This is a genomic window from Paracoccus sp. SJTW-4, assembly GCF_047716885.1.
Taxonomy (GTDB): domain Bacteria; phylum Pseudomonadota; class Alphaproteobacteria; order Rhodobacterales; family Rhodobacteraceae; genus Paracoccus; species Paracoccus solventivorans.
In genome coordinates this window covers 586854-610955 of record NZ_CP136681.1, presented here as the reverse complement: position 1 = coordinate 610955, position 24102 = coordinate 586854, and the positions used below count along the sequence as shown (strand labels likewise).

The following is a 24102-nucleotide window of genomic DNA, read 5'->3' as shown; positions in this document are numbered from 1 at the left end:
TCGGGACGGTTGATGGCCGCGGCGGGGATTTGCCGGGAAAATCCGCAGCCTCGCCGGGTTTGCGCGGTTTTGTCCATTTTGCCCGCGATTGCCAGGGGGCGGCGTGGGGCATAGCCTTGCGCGCGACGAAATGCCCAGTCCAGAGGAATGCGCCATGACCGACAACCCGAGCCCGCAGGGATTTGACACGCTTGCCATTCATGCGGGTGCCGAGCCGGACCCCGCGACCGGGGCGCGGCAGGTGCCGATCTACCAGACCACCGCCTATCAGTTCCGCGATGCTGACCACGCCGCCCGCCTGTTCAGCCTGCAAGAGGTCGGCTACATCTATTCGCGCCTGACCAACCCGACGATTTCCGCGCTGCAGGCCCGGGTCGCGGCGCTGGAGGGGGGCGCGGGCGCGGTCTGCTGTTCCTCGGGTCACGCGGCGCAGATCATGGCGCTGTTCCCGCTGATGGGGCCGGGGCTGAACATCATTGCCTCGTCGCGGCTGTATGGCGGCACCGTCACCCAGTTTTCCCAGACCATCCGCCGCTTTGGCTGGTCCTGCCGCTTCGTCGACCTCGAGGATCTGGACGCCGTGCGCGCCGCCATCGACGACGACACCCGCGCGATCTTCTGCGAATCGATTTCCAACCCCGGCGGCTATGTCACCGACATTCCCGCCATCGCCGCCATCGCGGATGAGGCCGGGATTCCGCTGATCGTGGACAACACCTTGGCCACGCCGTTCCTGTGCCGCCCGATCGAGCAGGGGGCGACGCTGGTGGTCCACAGCCTGACCAAATACCTGACCGGCAACGGCACCGTCATGGGCGGCGCGGCGGTCGATTCCGGCAAGTTCGACTGGTCGGCCTCGGGCAAGTTCCCGTCGCTGTCGGACCCCGAGCCCGCCTATCACGGGCTGCGCTTCCACGAGACCTTCGGCCCGGCCGCCTTCACCTTCCACTCGATCGCCATCGGGCTGCGCGACCTGGGGATGACCATGAACCCGCAGGCCGCCCATTACGTGCTGATGGGGATCGAGACCCTGGGCCTGCGGATGGAGCGCCACGTCGCCAACGCCCGCCGCGTGGCCGAGTGGCTGGAGGCCGACCCGCGCGTGGCCGAGGTCACCTATGCCGGGCTGCAGGGCTCGCCCTGGCATGACCGGGTGCAGCGGCTTTATCCCAAGGGGGCAGGGGCGCTGTTCACCATCCGCCTGAAGGGCGGCTATGACGCCTGCGTGGCGGCGATCGGGCGGCTGCAGATGATCAGCCACGTGGCGAATCTGGGCGACGCGCGCACGCTGGCGATCCACCCGGCGTCGACCACCCACAGCCAGCTGACCGAAGCGCAACAGATCGCGGCGGGCGCCGGCCCGGATCTGGTGCGGCTGTCGATCGGGATCGAGAACCCCGAGGACATCATCGCCGACCTCGACCGCGCCCTGGGCTGAGGCGGGGCCCGGGCCGGACCCGGGTGTCGGATGCGAAAAGGGGGCCGCGCCTTGGGTGCGGCCCCTTGCGATTCGTGACGTGGCGTTTCGTCGCAAAGAAGCTTTCGAGCAGCGGCAACCCGCGGCGGTGCGGCGGCGTTCCGCAATTGTTGGTGTGGCCGCAGGTTGCCTGAATCTTCATAACAGGATTAATTACAACTGAGACTCTCGGGCGATATGTTGCGGGCAAGGCTGTGAAAGATTTATTCTTTCCCAGAATATGCATTGTCCTGGCTTTGGTGATTCTGGCCGGAGTTGCCGCGCTGTGGGTGTTGCTCGAGGCTATTTTCGTCGGACCGGAGCGTGCCGGGATTTCCCTCCCTGATCCGGGGACAGAGGCGGCACTCTACCGCGCGGAACTGCTTGTCCCGCCCGAGTGGCTGTCGGCAGCCCTGTCCCGGCTGCCGCGGCTCGATCCCTGGATCTACGCGCTGGTGCTGCTGGTCGTGCTGCCGGTGCTGCTGACCCTTTGCATCGACTGGGCCGCCGGCCGCCGCCGCAACACCCACCGCGCGCCCTTGGACGACATCCCCCGCCTGGACCGCCGCAGCCTGCGCTCCCGCGGCGGCAGGCACCGCCCCTGACGGCCGGCCCGGAAACGCCGCCGGAATGCTCTGGCTCCCCCGGGCGAACTGACCCGGTGACAGGGGATTCTACGCGATGCAGGAAGAATTGGTGGAGCCAAGGTCCACCAAACCTAAGTTTCCAACCGTCCACTACCATCCAAAAACCCCAGCGATTGCACAGATAATTCGCAGTCCTTCGTCCGATAGTGTCTTGCATAGTCCGACCCCATCCCACATTCTGCGTGGGGCAAATCGTGGGACGGGGACACATGGCGAAGCTGACGGCAACGGGCATCAGGAACCTGACGACGCCGGGCAAGTATGGCGACGGCAACGGGCTGTTCCTTGTTGTGGCCGCATCCGGGGCAAAGCGGTGGGTGCAGCGAATCACGATTCGCGGCAAGCGGTGCGACTTGGGGCTGGGTCCGCTTTCGTCGGTATCACTGGCCGAGGCGCGGGAACTGGCCGCCCGCAACCGCAAGGAAGCCCTGGCCGGTGGCGACCCCCTGCGGGACAAGCGCGACGCCGCCGCCGTGATGACCTTCGAGGAAGCTGCGCGCGAGGTTCACCGGCTGCACCTGCCGACATGGCGGAACGTGAAGCACGGGAAGGACTTCATCACATCGCTGGAGATGTATGCCTTCCCGCGCATCGGTCATATTCGCGTTTCGGACGTGACCGCCGCCGATGTGCTGGGGGTGCTCACGCCCATCTGGACCGTGAAGCACGAAACCGCCCGCCGGGTGCGCCAGCGCATCGGCACGGTGTTGAAATGGGCGGTGGCAAAGGGATGGCGGCAGGACAACCCGGCGGATGCAATCACGACCGCGCTGCCCAAGGTGCCAAAGGTGCAGGCGCATCGGGTGGCGCTGCCCTATGGCGAGGTTGCGGACTTCCTGACCGCCCTTCGCGACTGTGGGGCATTGCCGCAAACCCGCTGGGCAATCGAGTTTCTGATACTGACCGCCATGCGGTCCCTGGAAGTGAGGGACGCGACGTGGGACGAAATCGACCTGGACGCGGCAACATGGACCATCCCCGCCGCCCGGATGAAGATGAAGCGCCCGCATCGGGTGCCGCTGTCGCCCCGTGCCGTCGCTATTCTGGAAGATGCCCGCGCCCTGTTCGGCAGCACCGGCAGGCTGTTCCCCGGCATGAAGAAAGGTCGCCCGCTGTCTGATGTGGCGCTGTCAAAGACCGTCAAGGGGCTGGGCTTCCCCGTGGACGTTCACGGGTTCCGAACATCGTTCCGCACCTGGGCGCAGGAGAAAACGGGCTTCCCGCGTGAGGTGGCCGAGGCATCGCTTGCCCATCTTGTCGGGTCCGAAGTCGAGCGCGCCTATTCCCGTTCCGACCTGTTCGACAAGCGCCGCCGCCTGATGGACGCATGGGCCGCCTATGTCACGAACGAATCAGCCGGGAAGGTGGTCCGCATTGCGTGAGGTGGTTCGCAGGCTTTCGGTCGAGGTGATGCACGAACCCCACTCGGCAGTTGCGCCCGCAAGATCGACTAATCGCATTACCGACTGCCCGACTTTGCAGGTCGATATTGTATAGTTCTCATTCAAGAAAGAGGTGTGAAAACCGGCGGGTGCGACACTGGGAATGGATTATGGGAAACGTGCGGGTTCGCGGCCGCAACCGCCCGTATTCATTGCGTTTTCTTGCGTCTGGCCCGAGCTGATTGCACCGCGAAACCAAGACGTTCCCGGCAGTTAGCGGATCAGCTAGCGCCGATATGTCAACAGGATCGTGCAGTGCCTGGGGGAAATAAGACGCTTGAAACCGCAGGGGGAACGCTCCAATCAGGAAGCACTGGGACGCCACTACATCTTGCGGCCCGACAGGCGCACCCCCTACCAGTGGTAGCGGCAATGCCCGAAACAGGAAGGCCCGCGACACTCTGCAAAGTATCGCGGGCCGGGGTTGGAAAGACTTTGGCAGTCCCTTCCAGCCCCTTCCTGACAAAAAACATGGTCGCCTGTCCAGCAGGTATCCACTTCCGGTGTAACCGGGCGGGCGACCCCGAACAGGAACAAAGGGGATTATCCCATGGGTTACAGAATGTTGCGCCTTCCCGACGTGGTGCAGGCAACCGGCCTTGGCCGCTCGACCATCTACGCAAAGATTGCTGCCGGTGAGTTTCCGGCCCCGGTGAAGCTGGGGGCGCGGGCTGTCGCCTGGCCAGAAGCATTGGTTGCGGAATGGTTGGCGAATCGCCCCAGCGCCCGCGCCGCATAACGAAAACCGCCACCCGGGCGAGGGCGGCGGCGCTTATTCGTTGGCGGTATGGAGATACCAATACGTAGCGCACAGCGCCCTTGCCTGCAAGTGCAGAGGCAAGGCTATGACCTTCAACAAGCAGTGGCCCGAACGGGTCTTTACCGTGAAGGACGAGGGCGAAAGGCCCCGCATCATTACTGTCAAAGGGCGCGACCGCTGGGCCCTTGAGCATCTGATCCACGCGGGCGCACAGGGGTGCACACCGATCGACCGCCCCGACCCTCGCTGGTCCGCCTATGTGTTCAAGCTCCGCAAGAAGGGCGTGAACATCGAAACGCTGCATGAAAGCCACGAGGGCCCGTTCCCCGGCTATCATGCGCGCTACGTGCTGCGATCCAGTGTGACCCCGGGCCGAAAGGCTCTGGCATGATGGCGCTTCGCATTGCGTTCCTGTGCCAGCGTTACGGCATCGACACCGACCGTGCTGCGATGCTGGCCACTTTCGTCTGGGGGTGCAGCCATGATTGAGCGGGAACCGACGAACCCCGAATTGCTGGCTGCCGCGCTGGTAATCACCCTCACCGCCCGCGACCTTGTCGAGCGCACTGATCGCACGTCCTATCGGGATATCTCCGAGACGCTGGACGCCCTGCGTGAGGGAATGGCGATTGCCGGAGGTAGCCTGCTGCATCTGGCCGAGCGGCTGGATCTGGCAGGGGACGTGAACCAGCTGGTGAAGGCGGGGGCTGACCGCGCCAAGGTCGCCCGGTCATTCAGCGGACGGGGAGGTCGCGCATGACTCACGCAACGCCCCTGTCCCTGCTGTTCTGTTCCGGCATCGGGCAGGCCGACACCCGCGCCCCTGTGCTGTCGGATGGCCGCCCCAATCCCTCGCCCAAGGCCGGAAGCGATTATGACGGGGTGACGGTCGCGGATGTTATCGCGCTGGTGCGAGAGCCGCCCAGCGTGCCGAAGGAAGCGGCCCGCTGGTTCCTCCCGTCCACCTATCGCGCCCCCGACGCCCGCAGCCATGCGCGGCAGCGCGAGGCCGGGGCGTTTCACTGGCTGGCCGTGGACGTGGACAAGGGCGGGCCGCTGCTGGAAACCGTCACGGCGGCTGTGGAGGCCGTGCTGGGGGACGTGACGCGGCTTGTCTATGCCACCCGCAGCGCGACCGCCGACTTCCCGAAATGGCGCATCCTGGTGCCGCTGCAACGGCCGCTGACCGGCGCGGACTATGCCGACTATCAGGCTGCCCTGTTCGTGGCGCTGGGCAAGCATGGGCTGAATTGCGACCCGGCGCTGATGAAGCCGGGCCAGCTTGTCTATCTGCCGAACCGGGGCGGCTGGTATCAGCACGAGGCGCACAAGGCCGAGCGGCTGAACCTGACCCCCGACCATCCGTTGACGCGGCAGGTTGCCGCCGACCGGAACGCGCGGGCAGCCGCCGAACGCGAGGCGTTGGCCCGGCGGGCGCAACGGCTGGCCGAGCGCAAGAGCCGGGGCGACGAAGGGCAAAGTCCGGTGGACTGGTTCAACGCCCGCACCGACCTTGCGGCCCTTCTGTCGCGCTATGGCTGGACCCCGGCGCCGGGCGAACGGGACTGGCGCAGCCCGTTCCAGACGACCCGCAGCTTTGCCACCCGCATCCTGGGCGAAGGCCCCAACGAAATGTGGGTTTCGCTGTCGTCCAGCGATGCCGGGCAGAGCTTCGGCATCGCCACGAAAACCGGGGCGACGGCGGGCGATGCCTTCGACCTGTTCACGCATTTTGAACATGGGGGCAACATGACCGCCGCGCTGCGCGAGATTGGCGACGAAATGCGGCAAGAGGCCGGGTCGCTGGGCTTCGACCCGTTCGACCGGAACACTGCCGCGCCACAGGAAACCGCCGCAGAGTCGCAGCACGCATCGCCAGGGGATGCTGACACCCGAACGGCGGAGACGCCGTCCAGCGCGCCCCCTGCGTGGCCCGCGCCGGACCTGCGGCTGATGGCGGACGACCTAGACCCGCCGCCGTCCCTGCCGCTGGCCGATGTGCTGACGCCCCGCGCCGCCGAATGGGTGGCATCCGCCGCCGAAGGGGCGGGCGCACCCGCCGACTATGTGCTGGCCGCCCTGTTGTCCGTTACCGGCGCGACCATGGGCAATGCGCGCTGGGTGACGGTATGGCCGGGCTGGTCCGAGCCGCCGGTGATCTGGTCCATGTGCATCGGCAATCCCAGCGCCGGGAAAAGCCCGGCAATCGACGCGGTGCTGGCCCCGCTGCGCCGGGCCGAGCGCCCCTTGCGGGAAGCGGCCCAAGCCGAAGTCGAGGCATGGGAAAAGCGGGCCAAGCTGGCGAAGCTGGCGCAGGCGGTCTGGGAAAAGAAGGCTGCCGCCGCGATGGACAAGGGCAACACCCCGCCGCCGCTGCCGCCCGAGGCCGATGCCGGTTGCGCTCCGCACGTCCCGCGCCTGGTGTTGTCGGATGCGACGGTGGAGCGGGTTGGCGTGATTGCCGCCAATCAGCCGAAGGGCGTTTTGCAATTCCGGGACGAACTGGCCGGATGGCTGCTGGCGATGGAGGCCCGCAACGGCGGGTCCGACCGCGCTTTCTGGCTGGAAGCCTTCGGTGGGCGGGGCTTCACGGTGGAGCGCATGGGCCGCGCGCCCCTGACCGTTGAGCGGCTGTTGATCGGTGCGCTAGGCGGAATTCAACCCGACAGGCTGTCCGAGTTGCTGTTGAAGGCGAAGGACGACGGCCTGCTGGCCCGGTTCCTACCCATCTGGCCCGAGCGCCTGCCGCCCCGGCAACCCGAGCGGTTGGCATCCGACACCCTGGCCGATGCCGCCATGGCGCGGCTGACGGCAATGGATCTTGTGCCCGACGACAACGGCAATCTGCGGCCCTGGTTCGTCCCCTTCGATGCCAACGCGCAGGACGTGATGAACGCATGGCGCAAGACCTGCGCGGGATGGGAAGCGGGAGCCGAGGGACTGCTGCTGTCCTTCATTGGCAAGTTGCCCGGTATGGCCGCGCGTCTGTCGCTGGTGCTGGCAGGCATCGCTCATGCCTTCGACGGGGCCGACGACCCCCGGCGCATCACCCCTGCCGAGTTTGGCCGTGCTTGTCACTTCCTGGCCGAATACGCCCTGCCGATGGCCCGCCGTGCCTATGGGGCGGCCAGCGGGGCTGGCGGGGAACGCGCGGCGCGGCGGCTGCTGTCCGTCATCCGGAGCGAGGGCTGGCGCAGCTTCACAACCCGGCAGGCCATGCGGACCGAGCGCACGGCGCTGGGCACCGAAGTGAAGCTGGCCCCGGCCATCCGTGCCTTGGAGGAAGCCGACCTGATCCGGCTGGCCCCGCCACCGCAGGTTCCCAAGGGCGGACGGCCCGTCCGTGCCTATGACGTGAACCCCGCCATCTGGGAGGTGGTGGCATGAGCATTTGGCTTGAGATGGCCCGTGCGCCCAGCGCCAAGACAGCGCTCGATATGAGGCCGGGGACATTGGGACATTGGGACAGAAAGGACAAAACCCCCCAGCCACCGGCAGGTGCAGGGGTTCTGTCCAGGGCAGAAGCGTTTTGTCCCAAGGACCGGAACCTTCAAAACCCCAGCAAACATGGCGTTTCCGAGGCTCTGTCCGTTTTGCCCCAATGTCCCGAAGGTGGCGCGGCAGTCTCCAAGGGCGCAGGGGTTTTGTCCCAGCCACAGAGGTTTTGTCCCGAGCCGGCTCCGCCACCCCAGCCTAGCACCCCTGGCAGCATGGTCCGGCTGGACTGGTCCGGGGAATGGGTGAGCCGCGACCGCTGGGACAGCATGTCCGACCTTGAACGCCACGGCCCGCAAGGGCGGCTGTTCTGCGGCAAGTGCTGGCGCTACCGCGAACGCGACACGGCGCTTGCCTGCCTGGAAGGGGAGCCTTGCCAATGACCGCCCGCCGGACCCGCCCGCGCGGTTTCGCGGACTGGAACCCTCGCCCCGAGACGCTGGCCCTTGTGGCGCAGGTCCGCGGGGTGCTGGATGAATACGCAGCCCATCTGCCCCTGACGGTGCGGCAGGTGTTCTATCGGCTGGTCGGGGCGCATGGCTACGACAAGACCGAGCGCGCCTATTCCCGCTTGTGCGAAACGGTGGGCCGCGCCCGCCGGGCCGGGCTGTTGCCCTTCGCGGCCTTCCGCGACGATGGCGGCAGCCGTCACGGGGGCGATGGCTATGACAGCCCTGCCGCCTTCCTGCGGGGCCTGCGCTGGCAGGCCGAGGGGTTCACGCTGGACCGGCAACAGGGGCAGCCGCTGCGCCTGTGGCTGCTGTGCGAGGCCGCAGGCATGGCCCCGATGCTGTCCCGGACCGCTGATGCCTATGGGGTGCCGGTGCTGTCGTCGGGCGGCTTCGACAGCCTGACCGCGAAGCACGACCTGGCCCGCGAGTTGGCCCGCGTCACGCAGGGCGGGCAGAGGGCCGAGGTGCTGCACATTGGCGACCTGGACCCGAGCGGCGTTCACCTTTTCACGGCGCTGGCCGAGGATGTGGGGGCAATGTGCTACGGGCTGGACCCGAAAAGCGCGCCACGCTTTACCCGCCTTGCCGTGACACCGGCGCAGGCCGAGGCAATGGACCTGCCCAGCGCACCGCCCAAAGCGACCGACCGCCGCGCCTTCACGGGCGAGACGGTGCAGGCCGAGGCTATCCCGCCTGACATGCTGTCCGCCCTGGTGCGGAACGCAATCGAGGCCCGGCAGGACCAGGAAATTCTTGCCAGCGTCCTGAGTCGAGAGGCCGGGGCGCGCGCCGAACTAGTCGCACGTTTTGGGGATGTGGCATGATGAATCGCGCCCAGCGCCGGATCCTGTCCAGTAACGCCGACAAAACCGCAGCGAAGATGGCCGCCGCGACCTACGACTTCCAATCCGGTGGCCTGGTCCGGGTCACTGATCGCCGCGCAATAGGGGCTCTGCAACGAGGGTTTGCGGCTATGCTGAGAGCCCGAGGTGAGCCGCAGGCGATTGCAATTACGCCGGAGGAGGCCGAGGGCTTTCCACATCATCGTGGTCATGTCTTGCCGGGCGGCGTCACCTGGCTGGCCGTGGGTTTGGACGCTGGATACCGCGCCACCTACGCGTTGCAGTCCGCTCGAGACGACGCCGGTGACAGCAAACGAGCCAATGAAACAGCCCGCAGCCTCGCTCTTTTGCGTTTGGCGAGCTTGGCCGCGACTGGTGGCTTCCCAATCGGTGAGACGCGAGGAACAGCATGACCACGGAACACGAGAGCCCGGCCGTTAGGAAGGGGGCCGCCCGGCATGAGGCAGGCGGCTGGGCAGCGCTGCCGTTCCGTGCAGAAGGACCGCCGCCTTTTGAGCCATCGGACACAAACGTTGCAGGAAAAAGCCAACCGGAGGCAAATCCATGACAAGCACCGACGCCGTTCTGGCGGATGCGGATTATCAAGCGGCCGCACGGTTTGCGCGCGCCTATTATCGCGCCAATGCGGACGCTCTTGCTGAGGAAGCAGCCAGGACAAGCATCATGGTCGGGAGGCAGGGAGGGTTCATCCGCGCTGATGGTGAGGATGCCCAGCGCATCCTGCGAAGGGTGTTTCTTCGCCACTTTCGTAGCGGCGCAGCCATCACTGCCGTGCGGTTGACCCTCGATGAAATGTCAGCCTTTCCGGCCATGACGCTAAATCCCCACGCCGGTCATTTTGCATGGCTTGCCGTCGTCACGGACTCCACCGGCCGGTATTCCTACGCAATCGCCCAAGAAAGTGGTGCCCCTGACGACCCGAAGATCCGCGCGGTAGCAGCGCGAAGCATCGCACAGTTACATGCCTGCAAGATGCTGGTCGGCGATTTCATGACTGATGCATGTGGCAATGCGTAAGTCCGCACTAGCAACGCACGCATCCATAGGGTATTATAATACCACAAGCGCCGCTTAAAGGACTGGCCCCATGTCTGCTTTCACCATCTCGTCCCAAGGGCCGAACGACCCGCTGGCAAATGCGCTGGCCATGGCGCTGTCCGGCACAGGTCGCGACATTCTGATCCAGAACGCCCTCGCGTGTTGATTTTCACCCAGAACTGAGCCGGGTTTTCCATCGAGAATTGAGCCACCTCTGACTATGGATTGAGGGTCAAGCTGGGGTCAAGGCATGTGACGTCCCCTCCTTTTTCTGGGCTGCTGCGGCTGAACTGGCCTTGAAGCGGAAGCTGTCGTTTCCGGTCTCCAGGATGTGGCAGCGATGAGTAAGCCGGTCGAGCAGCGCGGTGGTCATCTTGGCATCGCCGAAGACCGTCGCCCATTCGCTGAAGCTGAGATTGGTGGTGATAACGACGCTGGTGCGTTCGTAAAGCTTGCTCAGCAGATGGAAGAGCAATGCACCGCCGGAGGCGCTGAAGGGCAGGTATCCCAGTTCGTCGAGGATCACGAGGTCGAGGCGGGTCAGGCTTTCGGCGACCTGCCCGGCCTTGCCCCTGGCTTTCTCCTGTTCGAGGGTGTTGACCAGTTCTATGGTCGAGAAGAAGCGAACCTTTCGGCGGTGATGCTCGATGGCTTGGATGCCGAGTGCGGTCGCGACATGGGTCTTGCCGGTGCCCGGCCCGCCGATCAGCACGATATTTTCGGCGCCGCTCATGAACTCGCAGCGGTGCAACTGGCGCACCGTCGCCTCATTCACCTCGCTGGCCGAGAAGTCGAAGCCCGCCAGATCCTTGTAGGCAGGGAAACGCGCGGCTTTCATGTGATAGGCGATGGAACGGACTTCACGCTCAGCCAATTCGGCCTTCAGCAGCTGCGACAAGATCGGGATGGCGGCTTCAAAGGCCGGGGCGCCTTGCTCGATCAGATCAGTGACAGCCTGCGCCATGCCATGCATCTTCAGGCTGCGAAGCATGATGACGATGGCGCCGCTGGCGGGATCATGACGCATGGCGGCCTCCGGCGATTTGGGTGCGCAACCCGTCATAGCGCTCGACATTGGCCTTGGGCTCACGGCGCAGGGCCAGCGCGTGTGGCGTATCCAGCGGCGGTCCCCCCACCACCTTGCCGTCGACCAGCCGGTGCAGCAGGTTCAGGACATGGGTCTTGGTGGGCACGCCCTCGGCCAGGGCCAGTTCCACGGCGGTGAGCACGGCTTGCTCATCGTGATGGAGCACGAGAGCGAGGACATCGACCATCTCGCGATCACCACCGGGCTTGCGTAACATGTGCTCCTGCAACTGCCGGAAAGCCGGCGGCAATTCCAGGAAGGGCGCGCCATTCCGAAGCGCCCCGGGCTTGCGTTGCACGACCGCCAGGTAATGTCGCCAGTCATAGATCGTTCGCGGTGGTAGCTGGTGGCTGCGCTCGATGATCCGCCGGTGTTCGCACAGGATGTTGCCCTCGGCCGCCACGACCAGCCGGTCCGGATAAATCCGCAGGCTGACAGGCCGGTTCGCAAAGGGTGCCGGAACGCTGTAGCGATTGCGCTCGAAGCTGATCAGGCAGGTGGGCGAGACGCGCTTGCTCTGCTCGACGAAGCCATCAAAGGCTGTGGGCAACGGCATCAAGCTCGCCCGCTCCTCGCCCCAGACATCGGCGATCGAGCCCGGCAAGGTGCCGTGTGCCGTCTCGCGCCACAGGTCCTGACAGCGCTGCTCCAGCCAGACATTCAGCGCGGCAAGGTCGGGAAAGTCCGGCATCGCTTGCAAGATCTGGTGGCGGGAATCCCGGACGTTCTTCTCGACCTGCCCCTTCTCCCACCCTGCCGCCGGATTGCAGAATTCCGGCTCAAAGACATAATGGTTTGCCATCGCGAGGAAGCGGATGTTGATCTGCCGTTCCTTGCCGCGGCCGACGCGATCCACCGCCGTCCGCATATTGTCGTAGATCCCGCGACCGGGCACACCGCCGAAGACGCGGAAGCCATGCCAATGGGCATCGAACAGCATCTCGTGTGTCTGCAAGAGATAGGCGCGAACCAGAAAGGCGCGGCTGTGCGCCAGCTTGATATGGGCCATCTGCAGCTTCGTGCGCTCGCCGCCCAGAACGGCAAAGTCCTCGCTCCAGTCGAACTGGAAGGCTTCGCCTGGGCGGAAAGACAGCGGAACGAAGGTTCCGCGCCCCGTGGTCTGCTGCTCACGCTGCCGATCTGCCCGCCATTGCCGTGCAAAGGCTGCAACCCGGCCGTAAGAGCCGGTGAAGCCGAGCGCCTCAAGATCGGCATGCAATTGCTTCAGCGTCCGCCGCTGCTTGCGCGACTTCCCGGCCTCGGTCTTCAGCCAGCCGGCCAGCTTCTCGGCGAAGGGGTCAAGCTTGCTCGGCCGCTCCGGCGTGGCAAAGGTCGGCTCGATCGTGCCCGCCGCAAGATGCTTCGTCACGGTATTCCGTGACAGTCCCGTGCGCCGCGCAATCTCGCGGATCGACAGATTCTGCCGCAAATGCATTCGTCGGATGATGTTCAAAAGTCCCATGTGGATCACTCCGTTGCCCCCGCCGCTCACTGCGTTGGGGAAAGGTTCACATGGCTCAATTCTCAGTGAAAATTATGCGCCTACCCGGCTCAGTTCTGGGTGAAAATCAACAGCCTGCTCCCTGAATGTGCCGCGTGATGCCATCGGGCGGTAAGGCCAAGCGCGAGCTGACGAACGCACATAACGAGCCTTTTGCAACGCCTGCCCGATGGAGCAATGCGGCCTGTAGCGAAGCCTGCTTGTCGTGGCCGTAGCTGAAGAACCCTGGAAGTCCCTAGTTTAGGTGGACGGACACAGCGGGCTGGGGGCGGTGTAGCGCACAAGCTAGGCCGATGGATCTGGAGGAAGGCGCGCTGCTTTGTCATTCCGATAAGCCCGGAACGGTTCCGGCCCGGACAAAAGGGTTTTGTCCCAAGCCCCCCGGACAAGCGGGACAATCAAAAGCCCAGTATTTAAAGGCTGGCGAGGGGTTCTGTCCGTATTGTCCCAATGTCCCGAGCGTGCAGGATGGATACTAGGCTTCGGGAAGCGAATGCGTCGTTGAAGACCATGGCGACATATGCGGAGAACGGCGCGACCACTAAGTGCACAGCAAAGCGGTTGAGCGCATCGCTCCGTTGCCGCACGTAGGCCGTTGGCCCGGCAGCGCCACGTCGTCGTACCGATCCCTTGGAGGCTGGATTGACGAGCCGAAAACTCGGCCGCCCCAGTGGCCCCACCTCAAACTTCCGTCCCGCAAGGTTCGCGGAAATCCTCCCCCATCCGGCGCGCGATGTGGGATAAATTGTGGGATAGCGCCCCTAAGGCCTAAGCCTAGAGCCTTGTTTTCACAGAGAAATCGCAAGGAAGTTTGGTGGAGCCAAGGGGAGTCGAACCCCTGACCTCTTGAATGCCATTCAAGCGCTCTACCAACTGAGCTATGGCCCCACCGGAGGTCCGGGCTGCGTCTGGCGCCGCCCGCGTGGGGGGTCGTATATGGGGTGTTGCGGCGGGGTGCAAGAGGGAAAATCGCGGTTTCGTTGCAACTGCGAAGATTGTGGCGGAACCGGCTGGCGGAAAAGGAAAAGCCCCCGCAAAGGGGGGCTTTCGTGGCAGGGGTCGCGGGGCGCTCAGTCCTCGTCGGGCTCGGCGACATCGGCGATCTCGTCCAGCGAGACATCCGCGTCATCGTCGTCGTCCAGCAGATCGTCGTCCAGCTCGCCCCCGTCGGCGGCATCGTCCAGATCGTCATCGACCACGTCGTCCTGATCGGCGTCGCGGGCGGTCTTCTCGCTGATCAGGGCGCGGCCGCGCGCCGTCGCCAGGCTTTCGGCCGAAAACTGGGCGTTGCAGACCGGGCAGGTCATCGGGTCGTTGCGCAGGTCATAGAAGCGGCTTCCGCAGCTGGGGCAAAGGCGCTTGGTGCCCCATTCCTCTTTGGGCATGGTGTTCTCTTTTCGCCAAAGGTCAGGTAAATCCGGCCTCCCCTGCCACAGGGTTCCGGGGGTGTCAAAGGCTTTCGCCCCACCGGCGGCGGGGCGGGCGAGGGGACGGGGATTTTGGGCGGCAGGATGATCCTTGAGAACGGGACCGAGGTGACGCTGCGCCGCCATGCGGGGGCGCGGCGGATGACGCTGCGGGTGTCGCGGCGCGACGGCTCGGTGACGCTGACCCTGCCGCGACGGATGCCGGAATCTCAGGCGCTGGCCTTTCTGCGCCAGCAGGGCGACTGGCTGTCCCGCGCGCTGGCGGCGCTGCCGCCGGCGCGGGTGGTGGCCTTCGGCGCGCTGCTGCCGGTCGAGGGGCGGGCGCTGCTGCTGACCCCGGCCGATGTCCGCGCCCCGCAGGTCGAGGGCGAGGCGCTGATCCTGCCGGGGCTGCGGCCGCCGGGCCTGACCGCGGCGGCCTTTCTGCGCGGGCTGGCGCAGGCGCGGCTGGCGGCGGCCAGCGACCGCCACGCCGCGGCCCTGGGGCGGCGCTTCACCGCCATCGCGCTGCGCGACACACGGTCGCGCTGGGGCAGCTGCACCGATCGCGGGCGACTGATGTATTCCTGGCGGCTGGCGATGGCCCCGCCCGAGGTGCTGGACTACGTCGCCGCGCACGAGGTCGCGCATCTGGCGCATATGGACCATTCGCCGGATTTCTGGGCGGCGGTGGCGCGGCTGTGTCCCGATTACGCGGCGCGGCGGGCTTGGCTGCGCACGCATGGCGGCACGCTGCACGCCTGGCAGTTCCGCGGCGCTGCGGCCGAGGAGGATAACGCGGAGGAGGGGCGTGAAATTGACAGCGTGGCGGAAACGTGATCACAAATCGGCATGATCAGCCCCAGAACCGCCCCGACCCCGACCTCATCCGCCCCGGCCAGCGCCCCGGCCGCGTCGCCGCCGCAGCCCTCGGCGCATGAGCGGCTGTATCGCAGCCTGCGCGGCCGGATCATGCTGGGCGAGCTGCCGCCGGGCAAGGCGCTGACCCTGCGCGGCATCGCGGCCGAGGCGCGGGTCAGCATGACCCCTGCACGCGAGGCGGTGCGGCGGCTGGTGGCCGAGGGGGCGCTGACGCTGTCGGCCTCGGGGCGGGTGGCGACCCCGGCGCTGTCGGTCGAGCGGCTGGAAGAGCTCGCCGCCCTGCGCGCGCTGATCGAGCCCGAGCTGGCGTCCCGCGCGCTGCCCCGCGCGCATCTGGCGCTGATCGACCGGCTGGCGGCGATCAATGCGGCGATCGGGGATGCGGCGCAAAACCACGATGCGGTCGGCTATATCCGCAGCAATCTCGAGTTCCACCGCACGCTCTACCTGCGGGCGCAGGCCCCGGCGATGCTGGCGATGCTGGAAACCATCTGGCTGCAGCTGGGGCCGACCATGCGCGCCGTCTACCAGAAGATGCGCCGCAACGAGGCCCCGCGCCATCACCGCATGATCCTAGCGGCACTGCGCGCGGGGGACGAACCGGCGCTGCGGCTGGCGATCCGCACCGACGTGACGCAGGGGCTGCGTCATCTGCTGCCGGTGCCGGGCGAGGGGCGCTGAGCCCCGCGGCGACCTGCCGTGGGGCTGCCCGGGCCTCAGACTTCCTCGATACGCAGCTCGACCGGCTCGCCCTCGACCACGCCGGTGCGGGGCAGTTGTTCCATCGCGTGCTGGATCGCCTCGGGGGTGGTCTTGTGGGTGACGATCAGCACCGGGGCGCTGCCGCCGACGGTGTGGCCGTATTGGCGCATCCGGTCGATGGAGATCCCGGCGTCGCCCAGCACCGTCGCCACCTTGGCCAGCGCGCCCGGCTTGTCGGCGAGCGTCAGCCGCAGGTAATAGGCGGCGGGCACCGCGGTGCGGGCGGGCTGCGGCACTGCCAGCCGCTCGGCGGGCTGGCCGAACACCGGCATCCGCACGCCGCGGGCCAGTTCCACCAGGTCGGACATCACCGCGCTGGCGGTCGGGCCTTCGCCGGCGCCGGCGCCGCGCAGCACGATCTGGCCGACCGAATCGCCCTCGACCACCACCATGTTGGTGCCGCCTTCCAGCTGGCCCAGCGGGCTGTCGGCGGGCACCAGGCAGGGCGACATCCGCTGTTCCAGCCCGCGGCCGGTCATCTGCGCCACCCCCAGCAGCTTGATGCGATAGCCCATGTCGGCGGCGCGGTTGATGTCGTCGATCGAGATCCGCTCGATCCCCTCGATCTCCACCGAATCGAAGGCGACGCGGGTGCCGAAGGCCAGCGCGGCCAGGATCGCCAGCTTGTGGCTGGCGTCGATGCCGCCCACGTCCAGCGTCGGGTCGGCCTCGAGATATCCCAGCTGCCGCGCCTCTTCGAACACGGCCTCGTAGGGCAGGCCGGCCGACTGCATCCGGGTCAGGATATAGTTGCAGGTGCCGTTCATCACCCCCATCACCCGCGAGATGCGGTTGCCGGCCAGGCTCTCGGTGATCGCCTTGATCACCGGGATGCCGCCGGCGACCGCGGCCTCATAGCGGATGGTGCGGCCCTGACGCTCGGCCCGCTCGGCCAGCGCCTGACCGTGGACGGCCAGCAGCGCCTTGTTGGCGGTCACCACGTCCTTGCCGTGGTCCAGCGCCAGCTCGATCGCCTCGCGCGCGGCGCCCTCGGTGCCGCCGACCAGCTCGACCAGCACGTCCACGTCGTCGCGCAGGGCAAGCTCGACCGGGCTGTCCACCCAGACGTATTCGGAAATGTCGGCGTCGCGGTTGCGGGTGCGGTCGCGGGCGCAGACGGCGGTGATCTGCAGCGGCCGCCCGGCGCGCGCCGCCAGCAGGCCGGCGTGGTTCTGGACGATCTTCACCACCCCGATGCCCACGGTGCCCAGTCCGACGATGCCAAGGCGCAGCGGCGCGGGGCCAGGCACTGGCGACGCGGGCGAAGGGGTGGCGGACATGGGGGCCTCGTATACGATGGGGTGCGAGGCAGGCAGAACCCGCGCCGCGGTCGCCGCGTGTTATCCCGCGGGCCGCGGCTTGGCAACGCGGGCGAACGGGCAGGGGGCTACAGCCAGCGCCGGGTCCGCGCCGCCCAGGCGTCGAAGCCGCGCGCGTCGCGGGCGCGCAGCCAGGCTTCCTCGCGCCGGATGAAGCGGTGCTGGATCACCGCCATGAACCCCGGCACCAGCAGCAGCGCGGCCCAAGGCTGCCACAGCAGGCACAGCCCGGCCAGGATCAGCGCATCCGCCAGATAGATCGGGTTGCGCGACAGGCGATAGGGGCCGCGGGTGACCAGCGCGGTCGGCGGCCGGGTCGGGTCCACGGTGGCGCCGCCGCGCAGCATCACCCAGGCCGCCGCCGCCATCAGCACCAACCCCGACAGCAGCAGCGCCCAGCCCGCGCCTGGCACCACCGGCATCGGCCACAGCCGCCCCGCCAGCCACGCCGCCGCCGCGAACATTGCCAGCCATGCCGGCGGATAATCCAGAACCCTGCCCATCGCGCCCAAGCTCCTCTCCGGGGTCACTCCATCCAGCCGTTGCCGCCGTCGTCCAGCGCCTCGATGATCCGGGCCACCCGCCGGGCGCTGTCCAGCGACATGTCGCGGATGGCGCGGATGTCCAGCGGATCCAGCGTGCCGTCGAAGATCTCGCCCCTGGTGTTGGCGAAGATCGGCTGCCAGGCACCGCCGCGCGGCTGCCAGTTGGCGTGGCACAGCAGGTTGCGCCAGGATTTCACCTCGTCCAGCTGCGCGATCAGCTCGGGGTCGGCGCGCCCCTCGCGCGCCAGCGTGCGTTCCAGCCGCTCGATCAGCGTGCCCAGCGAATCGGCGGCGACGTGATCCATGCGGCGCAGCCAGCTGCGAAAGTCCCGGTCGTGGATCGAGGCCGGCAGGCGGCGCTGGTCCAGCGCGAAGATCGCACGCTTCAGCATGTCCTCGAGATGGCCGAAACTGGCGACCGCCCGCCCGATCTCGAGCGCGAGCGGCTCTGGCAACTCGTGCCAGACCGAGGGGGCGCCGTCTATTCGCACCATGCCATAAGCCGCCTGCGCGCCGCGGCCCGCCGAAAACCGTCGGGACGCCTGATCCGATCCATGTGCCGACTGGTGGCACGTCCCCCGGCCTCGGGCAAGAGCGCCAGTCCGGGGCTTCTTTCTGGCCCAAATACCCCCGGGGGGTGCGGGGGGCGGCAAGCCCCCGCTGCAGCGGCGACGTCACGCCGCCGCGCGTTTCGCCTTGACGATATCCAGGATCTCGCGCGCGGCGGCCGGGATGTTGGTGCCGGGGCCGAAGATCGCGGCGACGCCGGCGTTGCGCAGGAACTCGTAATCCTGCTGCGGGATCACGCCGCCGCAGATCACGATGATGTCGCCCGCGCCCTGAGCCTTCAGCGCCTCGATCAGCTTGGGCGCCAGCGTCTTGTGGCCGGCGGCTTGCGACGAGATCCCGACGATATGCACGTCGTTGTCGACGGCATCCTGCGCGGCTTCCTCGGGGGTCTGGAACAGCGGCCCCACGTCGACGTCGAAACCGATGTCGGCGAAGGCGGTGGCGATCACCTTGGCGCCGCGGTCGTGGCCGTCCTGGCCCATCTTGACCACCAGCATCCGCGGGCGCCGGCCCTCGGTCTCGGCAAACGCCTCGACGTCCTTCTGGATGCGGGCGAAGCCTTCGTCGCCCTCATAAGCGGCGCCATAGACCCCGGCGAGCGTGCGCACCTCGGCCCGGTGGCGGCCGAACTCCTTTTCCATCGCCATGCTGATTTCCCCAACGGTTGCACGCGCCCTTGCCGCCTCGACCGCGGCTTCCAGCAGGTTGCCGCCCTCGGCGGCGCGGCGGGTGATCTCGGCCAGCGCCGCGTCGCAGGCGGCCTGGTTGCGGGTGGCGCGGATCCGTTCCAGCCGCGCGATCTGCGCGGCGCGCACCGCCATGTTGTCGATGTCGAGGATGTCGATCGGGTCTTCCTTGTCCTTGCGGTACTTGTTGACCCCGACGATGACCTCTTCGCCGCGGTCGATCATTGCCTGCCGGCGGGCGGCGGTTTCCTCGATGCGCAGCTTGGGCTGGCCGGTGGCGACGGCCTTGGTCATGCCGCCCATCGCCTCGACCTCCTCGATGATCGCCCAGGCCTTGTCGGCCAGCTCGGCGGTCAGCGATTCGATGTAATAGGACCCGGCCAGCGGATCGACCACATGAGTGATGCCGGTTTCTTCCTGCAGGATCAGCTGGGTGTTGCGGGCGATGCGGGCGGAAAAATCGGTGGGCAGGGCGATCGCCTCGTCCAGCGCGTTGGTGTGCAGCGACTGGGTGCCGCCAAGCGCCGCGCTCATCGCCTCGTATGCGGTGCGGATGACGTTGTTATAGGGGTCGAGCTCGGTCAGGCTGACGCCCGAGGTCTGGCAGTGGGTGCGCAGCATCAGGCTCGACTGTTTCTTCGCGCCGAAATCGGTCATGATCCGGTGCCACAGCAGCCGCGCGGCCCGCAGCTTGGCGATCTCCATGAAGAAGTTCATGCCGATGGCGAAGAAGAACGACAGTCGCCCGGCGAATTCGTCCACGTCCATGCCCGCGGCCATGGCGGCGCGCACGTATTCGCGGCCGTCGGCCAGGGTATAGGCCAGCTCCTGCACCAGGTTCGCCCCGGCTTCCTGCATGTGATAGCCGGAAATCGAGATCGAGTTGAACCGCGGCATCTCGGCCGAGGTATAGCCGATGATGTCGGCGATGATCCGCATCGAGGGCTCGGGCGGATAGATATAGGTGTTGCGGACCATGAACTCCTTGAGGATGTCGTTCTGGATGGTCCCCGACAGCGCCGCGCGCGGGTGGCCCTGTTCCTCGCCCGCGACGATGAAATTGGCCAGGATCGGGATCACCGCCCCGTTCATGGTCATCGACACCGACACCTTGTCCAGCGGGATGCCGTCGAACAGGATCTTCATGTCCTCGACCGAATCGATGGCGACCCCGGCCTTGCCCACGTCGCCTTCCACGCGCGGGTGGTCGCTGTCATAGCCGCGGTGCGTGGCCAGGTCGAAGGCGACGGACACGCCCTGCTGCCCGGCGGCCAGGTTGCGGCGGTAGAAGGCGTTCGATTCCTCGGCGGTGGAAAAGCCCGCATATTGCCGGATCGTCCACGGGCGGCCGGCATACATCGTGGCGCGGGGGCCGCGGGTGAACGGCGCCAGCCCCGGCAGGCTGCCCATATGGTCCAGCCCGGCGGTGTCAGCCTCGGTATACAGCGGCTTGACGGTGATCCCTTCCAGCGTGTCCCAGTTCAGGCTATCGGGGTCGGCGCCCTTCAGCTCTTTCGAGGCCAAGGCGCGCCACTGGTCAAGTTCAGGGGTGCTGGTCATTTCATGGTCCTTTCCGATGCGACCGCAGTCGCTATATTCCCAAACATGATAAGATTTCTGCTTGGCAAGCTCACGGGTCTTGCGTTGGTTCTGATGTCCTGCGGCCCGGTGCTGGCGATGGGCGGCTCGACGCCGCCACCCGACAGCATCACGGTCGAGCGCGCGGCCCCCGCCCGCCCCGGCACCACGCCGCGCGACGACAGCGCAGCCGCCCCGGTCGCGCCCCAGCCGCCCGCGGCAGAGCAACTGGACATCCGCGCCGCCACCGACATCACCCCCGAGGCGCTGCTGTTCGAGCGCCGGCCGGTGGTGGTCTTTGCCGACACCCCCGCCGATGCCGCATTCGCGACGCAGATGGAGCTGTTGCAGCGCGACCCCGCAGCGCTCGAGCGCCGCCGCGTGACGGTCATCACCGACACCGACCCGGCGGCGCAGTCGCCCTGGCGGCAGAAGCTGCGGCCGCGGGGGTTTTCGTTGATGGTGCTGGATCTTGACGGCACGGTGATCGACCGCAAGCCCTCGCCCTGGGATAGCCGCGAAATCGGCCGCGCCATCGACAAGACCCCGGTGCGGCGTGGCGAGACCCGCGCGCATGGGGGCCGGTAAGCGCTGTTGTCTGAACCGGGGCGGCGCCCTATATTCTGCGGTAAGGCCGCATGTCGCGCGCCACTGATGCAGGGGGTCGCCATGGCTCGAACGTCGATATTGCGCCGCTGGGTCGCCAAACCGTCCGACGCGGCGGATGCGCCCAAGCCGGACGAGGCCCCCTTGGGTCGCCGGCTTACCCCGACCGATGAACTGGTCGAGCGGCTGCTGAACGCAAAGACCTCGAACGAGATCGCGGCGATTGCCGGTCTGTCCCCCATCACCGGCCCCTCGGATTCGAAGATCGTTTATTAAGCCGCGCGCGCAGCTGATCCAGTTCGCCCGGCAGGGCGGACAGGATCTGCGCGTTCTTTTGTTTCTCCAACGCGGCCTTCAGCGCCTTGACGGCGTCTTCCCCGCCCTCAAGGCTGGCGGTCAGGATCAGCATCGCCTCGCGGCCGGTCCTTAGTATCTCGTCATTCCGTGTCAGGTAATGCTGGAACATGCTGATTGCGCTGTCCGGCCGGTCCGCAAGATGGGCGCGGATGTCCTGTGCGAGGGCGCGCTGCGCCGCCAGCAACCCGTAATAACGCACCACCGGGTCGATGGCCCATCCCGGCAGGACATGCACCTCGGCCATGATGGCGCAAAAAATGCGCTCATTGGCGTCATGGGGTGGCGTCAGCGTGTGGTCGCCCATGGTCAGCTTGGTCGCCGCCGCCTCGCGCATCACATCGTCGCGCGGGCGTTGTTTTTCCAGCGTGGCGACATGCGCCCGGATTTCGGCCAGCAGCGCACGCTGCACGTCGGCCACCCGCTCGGCGCGCAGCGCACGCGCGCGCCGGCGGTTCAGCCAGTCGTTCACCGGCCAGGCCAGCACCGCCACCGCGGCCGCGACCAGCGCGGCCACGACCGGGGGGCTGAAGCTGCTGGCCGCCGGGTCTGACAAGGTTACTCGAACTCCATGATGACTTCGTCCACCTGCAGGCTCTGCCCGGCCTCGGCGTTGATCGACTTGACCACGCCCTTGCGCTCGGCGCGCAGGATGTTTTCCATCTTCATCGCCTCGACCGTGGCCAGCGCCTGGCCCTCCTGCACCTCGTCGCCCTCGGCCACGCTGATGCGCACCACCAGCCCCGGCATGGGGCAGAGCAGGAAGCGCGAGGTATCCGGGGGCAGTTTCTCGGGCATCAGCCGCGCCAGTTCCGCCGAGCGCGGGCGGCGGACATGGGTGCGGATCTCGGCGCCGCGGGTGCGGATGCGCAGCCCGGCCGGGATCGCATCGACCTTGAGTGTCAGCGGCGCCCCGTCCACCACCAGCCGCGCCAGCGACATCCCCGGTTTCCAGTCCGATTCGACGCGCAGGCTGCGGCCGCCGTTCACCTCGACGGTCGAGCCCTGCTTGTCGGCGTTGATCCGCACCGGGAACTCGCGCTTGTCCAGGAACACCACCCAGTTCTGGCCCACGCGGCGTTCGTGGTTGTCCAGCCGGCCGCTGATCTGGGTGCGGCGGATTTCGGCGACGCGATGCATGGCGGCGACCGCCGCGGCGATGCGTTCCAGCTCGGCGTCGGGCAGGGTCGCGCCCTGGAAGCCCTCGGGGTATTCCTCGGCGATGAAGGCGGTCGAGATGTCGCCCGAGACGAAGCGCGGGTGGTCCATCACCGCCGACAGGAACGGCAGGTTGTGACCGATTCCCTCGACCTCGAACCCGTCCAGCGCGCCGCGCATCGCCTCGATCGCGGCGGCGCGGTCGGGCGCCCAGGTGCAGAGCTTGGCGATCATCGGGTCATAGAACATGCTGATCTCGCCGCCCTCGTAGACGCCGGTGTCGTTGCGCACCCCGGTCTGCGCCACCGCGGGCGCGTCGCCCGGATGCGCCGGCACCCATTTGCCCGCGTCCTGCAGCGGCCCGGCGGCGGTTTCCACCGGCGGGCGATAGCGGGTCAGCCGCCCGATCGAGGGCAGGAAGTTGCGATACGGGTCCTCGGCATACAGCCGGCTTTCGATGGCCCAGCCGTTGATCCGGAGGTCCTCCTGCGCGAAGGGCAGCTTTTCACCCGCGGCGACGCGAATCATCTGCTCGACCAGATCGACGCCGGTGATCAGCTCGGTCACCGGGTGCTCGACCTGCAAACGGGTATTCATTTCAAGGAAATAGAAGTTCTTGTTCGCGTCGACGATGAACTCGACCGTGCCCGCCGAGGTATAGCCCACCGCCTTGGCCAGCGCCACCGCCTGCTCACCCATCGCGCGGCGCGTGGCCTCATCGAGGAAGGGCGAGGGCGCCTCTTCGATCACCTTCTGGTTGCGGCGCTGGATCGAGCATTCGCGTTCGTGCAGATAGACGCAATTGCCGTGCTGGTCGGCCAGAACCTGGATCTCGATGTGGCGCGGCTGCGTCACGAATTTCTCGATGAAGATGCGGTCGTCGCCGAAGCTGTTGGCGGCCTCGTTCTTGGACGATTCGAAGCCCTCGCGTGCCTCCTGGTCGTTCCAGGCGATGCGCATCCCCTTGCCGCCGCCGCCGGCGCTGGCCTTGATCATCACCGGATAGCCGATCTCGGTCGAGATCTTCACCGCCTCGTCGGCGTCGGCGATCAGCCCCATGTAGCCGGGGACGGTGCTGACGCCCGCTTCCTGCGCAAGTTTCTTCGAGGTGATCTTGTCGCCCATCGCCTCGATCGCGGGCGAGGGCGGGCCGATGAACGCCACACCCTCTTTCTCAAGAGCGGCGGCGAAGTTCATGTTCTCGCTCAGGAAACCATAACCCGGGTGCACAGCCTCGGCGCCGGTCTGGCGGATCGCCTCCATGATCTTGTCGATCACGATATAGGACTGGTTCGCGGGGGGCGGGCCGATATGGACGGCCTCGTCCGCCATGCGCACATGCAGGGCGTTGCGGTCGGCGTCGGAATAGACGGCGACGGTGGCGATCCCCATCTTCTTCGCGGTCTTGATGACTCGGCAGGCGATTTCGCCGCGGTTGGCGATCAGGATCTTCTTGAACATGGCGGTCCCTGGATGGCGCTGGATGTGGAAAAGC

The 24102-nt window shown here is 67.1% G+C and carries 24 protein-coding genes and 1 tRNA gene; 15 read left to right on the top strand and 10 right to left on the bottom strand.

Translation table 11 applies throughout. From position 1 onward, the window contains the following. The first annotated feature begins 154 nt into the window (after positions 1-154). From RSP45_RS03115 to RSP45_RS03065, 11 genes are all read left to right on the top strand, one after another. Positions 155-1438: an O-acetylhomoserine aminocarboxypropyltransferase/cysteine synthase family protein gene (locus RSP45_RS03115; RefSeq protein WP_415393164.1), complete on the top strand. Its 1284-nt coding sequence runs from the start codon at positions 155-157 to the stop codon at positions 1436-1438. A gap of 278 nt (positions 1439-1716) precedes the next feature. After that, positions 1717-2061, top strand: coding sequence for a hypothetical protein (locus RSP45_RS03110; RefSeq protein WP_415393163.1), 345 nt, complete (start codon positions 1717-1719; stop codon positions 2059-2061). A 251-nt stretch (positions 2062-2312) separates the two neighbouring features. Beyond that, positions 2313-3485 (top strand): tyrosine-type recombinase/integrase, encoded by a 1173-nt coding sequence (locus RSP45_RS03105; protein ID WP_415393162.1) that lies wholly within the window; start codon positions 2313-2315, stop codon positions 3483-3485. A 610-nt stretch (positions 3486-4095) separates the two neighbouring features. After that, positions 4096-4284 (top strand): helix-turn-helix transcriptional regulator, encoded by a 189-nt coding sequence (locus tag RSP45_RS03100; RefSeq protein ID WP_415393161.1) that lies wholly within the window; start codon positions 4096-4098, stop codon positions 4282-4284. A 106-nt stretch (positions 4285-4390) separates the two neighbouring features. Beyond that, positions 4391-4696: a hypothetical protein gene (locus tag RSP45_RS03095; RefSeq protein WP_415393160.1), complete on the top strand. Its 306-nt coding sequence runs from the start codon at positions 4391-4393 to the stop codon at positions 4694-4696. 90 nt (positions 4697-4786) lie between these two features. Then, complete coding sequence (locus RSP45_RS03090; RefSeq protein ID WP_415393159.1) at positions 4787-5065, top strand: hypothetical protein; 279 nt, start codon at positions 4787-4789, stop codon at positions 5063-5065. Next, positions 5062-7692, top strand: a complete 2631-nt coding sequence (locus RSP45_RS03085; RefSeq protein ID WP_415393158.1) for a DUF3987 domain-containing protein — start codon at positions 5062-5064, stop codon at positions 7690-7692. Before RSP45_RS03090 ends, RSP45_RS03085 begins: the two co-directional genes overlap by 4 nt. Before the next feature lie 323 nt (positions 7693-8015). After that, on the top strand, positions 8016-8183 hold the full coding sequence (locus RSP45_RS03080; RefSeq protein WP_415393157.1) for a hypothetical protein: 168 nt from the start codon (positions 8016-8018) through the stop codon (positions 8181-8183). Continuing rightward, positions 8180-9076 carry a hypothetical protein gene (locus RSP45_RS03075; RefSeq protein ID WP_415393156.1) on the top strand — a complete coding sequence of 299 codons (897 nt, stop codon included), beginning with the start codon at positions 8180-8182 and terminating at the stop codon, positions 9074-9076. Before RSP45_RS03080 ends, RSP45_RS03075 begins: the two co-directional genes overlap by 4 nt. Beyond that, positions 9073-9507, top strand: a complete 435-nt coding sequence (locus tag RSP45_RS03070) for a hypothetical protein (protein WP_415393155.1) — start codon at positions 9073-9075, stop codon at positions 9505-9507. Before RSP45_RS03075 ends, RSP45_RS03070 begins: the two co-directional genes overlap by 4 nt. Before the next feature lie 151 nt (positions 9508-9658). Then, positions 9659-10132, top strand: coding sequence for a hypothetical protein (locus tag RSP45_RS03065; RefSeq protein ID WP_415393154.1), 474 nt, complete (start codon positions 9659-9661; stop codon positions 10130-10132). A 253-nt stretch (positions 10133-10385) separates the two neighbouring features. On the opposite strand, the gene istB is transcribed toward RSP45_RS03065, so the two are convergent. The 4 genes from istB to RSP45_RS03045 all read right to left on the bottom strand — a co-directional run bounded on the left by istB (position 10386) and on the right by RSP45_RS03045 (position 14126). Further along, positions 10386-11180, bottom strand: coding sequence for an IS21-like element helper ATPase IstB (istB, locus tag RSP45_RS03060; protein WP_072464014.1), 795 nt, complete (start codon positions 11178-11180; stop codon positions 10386-10388). After that, a complete protein-coding gene (gene istA, locus RSP45_RS03055) occupies positions 11170-12702 on the bottom strand; it encodes an IS21 family transposase (RefSeq protein WP_083539302.1) in 1533 nt (510 codons plus the stop codon). The genes istB and istA overlap by 11 nt, the downstream gene beginning before the upstream one ends. A gap of 851 nt (positions 12703-13553) precedes the next feature. Continuing rightward, positions 13554-13629 (bottom strand) — tRNA-Ala (locus tag RSP45_RS03050). A gap of 182 nt (positions 13630-13811) precedes the next feature. Next, a complete protein-coding gene (locus tag RSP45_RS03045) occupies positions 13812-14126 on the bottom strand; it encodes an FYDLN acid domain-containing protein (protein ID WP_073068481.1) in 315 nt (104 codons plus the stop codon). A 126-nt stretch (positions 14127-14252) separates the two neighbouring features. Between RSP45_RS03045 and RSP45_RS03040 the strand changes: the two genes are divergently transcribed. Together RSP45_RS03040 and RSP45_RS03035 are read left to right on the top strand one after the other, a co-directional pair. After that, the gene (locus RSP45_RS03040) at positions 14253-14987 is read left to right on the top strand and encodes a M48 family metallopeptidase (protein ID WP_415393153.1); all 735 of its coding nucleotides are present in this window, start codon (positions 14253-14255) and stop codon (positions 14985-14987) included. A 12-nt stretch (positions 14988-14999) separates the two neighbouring features. Further along, on the top strand, positions 15000-15710 hold the full coding sequence (locus tag RSP45_RS03035) for a GntR family transcriptional regulator (RefSeq protein WP_415393152.1): 711 nt from the start codon (positions 15000-15002) through the stop codon (positions 15708-15710). Positions 15711-15745: 35 nt separating this feature from the next. Here RSP45_RS03035 and RSP45_RS03030 read toward each other — a convergent pair whose 3' ends face one another. The 4 genes from RSP45_RS03030 to scpA form a co-directional block, all read right to left on the bottom strand. Continuing rightward, the gene (locus RSP45_RS03030; protein WP_415393151.1) at positions 15746-17071 is read right to left on the bottom strand and encodes a homoserine dehydrogenase; all 1326 of its coding nucleotides are present in this window, start codon (positions 17069-17071) and stop codon (positions 15746-15748) included. A gap of 107 nt (positions 17072-17178) precedes the next feature. Next, on the bottom strand, positions 17179-17613 hold the full coding sequence (locus RSP45_RS03025; protein WP_415393150.1) for a methyltransferase family protein: 435 nt from the start codon (positions 17611-17613) through the stop codon (positions 17179-17181). A 23-nt stretch (positions 17614-17636) separates the two neighbouring features. Continuing rightward, the gene (locus RSP45_RS03020) at positions 17637-18149 is read right to left on the bottom strand and encodes a hypothetical protein (RefSeq protein ID WP_415393149.1); all 513 of its coding nucleotides are present in this window, start codon (positions 18147-18149) and stop codon (positions 17637-17639) included. A gap of 180 nt (positions 18150-18329) precedes the next feature. Beyond that, positions 18330-20471, bottom strand: coding sequence for a methylmalonyl-CoA mutase (gene scpA, locus RSP45_RS03015; protein ID WP_415393148.1), 2142 nt, complete (start codon positions 20469-20471; stop codon positions 18330-18332). A 45-nt stretch (positions 20472-20516) separates the two neighbouring features. Between scpA and RSP45_RS03010 the strand changes: the two genes are divergently transcribed. Beyond that, positions 20517-21077 carry a DUF4174 domain-containing protein gene (locus RSP45_RS03010; protein WP_415393147.1) on the top strand — a complete coding sequence of 187 codons (561 nt, stop codon included), beginning with the start codon at positions 20517-20519 and terminating at the stop codon, positions 21075-21077. 66 nt (positions 21078-21143) lie between these two features. Beyond that, complete coding sequence (locus tag RSP45_RS03005) at positions 21144-21371, top strand: hypothetical protein (protein WP_415393146.1); 228 nt, start codon at positions 21144-21146, stop codon at positions 21369-21371. Here the strand turns inward: RSP45_RS03005 and RSP45_RS03000 are convergent. Together RSP45_RS03000 and RSP45_RS02995 are read right to left on the bottom strand one after the other, a co-directional pair. Continuing rightward, positions 21337-22005: a hypothetical protein gene (locus RSP45_RS03000; RefSeq protein ID WP_415393145.1), complete on the bottom strand. Its 669-nt coding sequence runs from the start codon at positions 22003-22005 to the stop codon at positions 21337-21339. The genes RSP45_RS03005 and RSP45_RS03000 overlap by 35 nt on opposite strands. A 2-nt stretch (positions 22006-22007) precedes the next feature. Next, positions 22008-24068 carry an acetyl/propionyl/methylcrotonyl-CoA carboxylase subunit alpha gene (locus RSP45_RS02995; RefSeq protein ID WP_073068498.1) on the bottom strand — a complete coding sequence of 687 codons (2061 nt, stop codon included), beginning with the start codon at positions 24066-24068 and terminating at the stop codon, positions 22008-22010. Positions 24069-24102: the final 34 nt, after the last annotated feature.

Excerpts from the sequence above, each read along its gene's own strand:
- RSP45_RS03115 (WP_415393164.1), top strand. The coding sequence starts at position 155 with ATGACCGACAACCCGAGCCCGCAGGGATTTGACACGCTTGCCATTCAT.
- RSP45_RS03105 (WP_415393162.1), top strand. The coding sequence starts at position 2,313 with ATGGCGAAGCTGACGGCAACGGGCATCAGGAACCTGACGACGCCGGGC.
- RSP45_RS03100 (WP_415393161.1), top strand. The coding sequence starts at position 4,096 with ATGGGTTACAGAATGTTGCGCCTTCCCGACGTGGTGCAGGCAACCGGC.
- RSP45_RS03095 (WP_415393160.1), top strand. The coding sequence starts at position 4,391 with ATGACCTTCAACAAGCAGTGGCCCGAACGGGTCTTTACCGTGAAGGAC.
- RSP45_RS03090 (WP_415393159.1), top strand. The coding sequence starts at position 4,787 with ATGATTGAGCGGGAACCGACGAACCCCGAATTGCTGGCTGCCGCGCTG.
- RSP45_RS03085 (WP_415393158.1), top strand. The coding sequence starts at position 5,062 with ATGACTCACGCAACGCCCCTGTCCCTGCTGTTCTGTTCCGGCATCGGG.
- RSP45_RS03080 (WP_415393157.1), top strand. The coding sequence starts at position 8,016 with ATGGTCCGGCTGGACTGGTCCGGGGAATGGGTGAGCCGCGACCGCTGG.
- RSP45_RS03075 (WP_415393156.1), top strand. The coding sequence starts at position 8,180 with ATGACCGCCCGCCGGACCCGCCCGCGCGGTTTCGCGGACTGGAACCCT.
- RSP45_RS03070 (WP_415393155.1), top strand. The coding sequence starts at position 9,073 with ATGATGAATCGCGCCCAGCGCCGGATCCTGTCCAGTAACGCCGACAAA.
- RSP45_RS03065 (WP_415393154.1), top strand. The coding sequence starts at position 9,659 with ATGACAAGCACCGACGCCGTTCTGGCGGATGCGGATTATCAAGCGGCC.
- istB (WP_072464014.1), bottom strand. The coding sequence starts at position 11,180 with ATGCGTCATGATCCCGCCAGCGGCGCCATCGTCATCATGCTTCGCAGC.
- istA (WP_083539302.1), bottom strand. The coding sequence starts at position 12,702 with ATGGGACTTTTGAACATCATCCGACGAATGCATTTGCGGCAGAATCTG.
- RSP45_RS03045 (WP_073068481.1), bottom strand. The coding sequence starts at position 14,126 with ATGCCCAAAGAGGAATGGGGCACCAAGCGCCTTTGCCCCAGCTGCGGA.
- RSP45_RS03040 (WP_415393153.1), top strand. The coding sequence starts at position 14,253 with ATGATCCTTGAGAACGGGACCGAGGTGACGCTGCGCCGCCATGCGGGG.
- RSP45_RS03035 (WP_415393152.1), top strand. The coding sequence starts at position 15,000 with ATGATCAGCCCCAGAACCGCCCCGACCCCGACCTCATCCGCCCCGGCC.
- RSP45_RS03030 (WP_415393151.1), bottom strand. The coding sequence starts at position 17,071 with ATGTCCGCCACCCCTTCGCCCGCGTCGCCAGTGCCTGGCCCCGCGCCG.
- RSP45_RS03025 (WP_415393150.1), bottom strand. The coding sequence starts at position 17,613 with ATGGGCAGGGTTCTGGATTATCCGCCGGCATGGCTGGCAATGTTCGCG.
- RSP45_RS03020 (WP_415393149.1), bottom strand. The coding sequence starts at position 18,149 with ATGGTGCGAATAGACGGCGCCCCCTCGGTCTGGCACGAGTTGCCAGAG.
- scpA (WP_415393148.1), bottom strand. The coding sequence starts at position 20,471 with ATGACCAGCACCCCTGAACTTGACCAGTGGCGCGCCTTGGCCTCGAAA.
- RSP45_RS03010 (WP_415393147.1), top strand. The coding sequence starts at position 20,517 with ATGATAAGATTTCTGCTTGGCAAGCTCACGGGTCTTGCGTTGGTTCTG.
- RSP45_RS03005 (WP_415393146.1), top strand. The coding sequence starts at position 21,144 with ATGCAGGGGGTCGCCATGGCTCGAACGTCGATATTGCGCCGCTGGGTC.
- RSP45_RS02995 (WP_073068498.1), bottom strand. The coding sequence starts at position 24,068 with ATGTTCAAGAAGATCCTGATCGCCAACCGCGGCGAAATCGCCTGCCGA.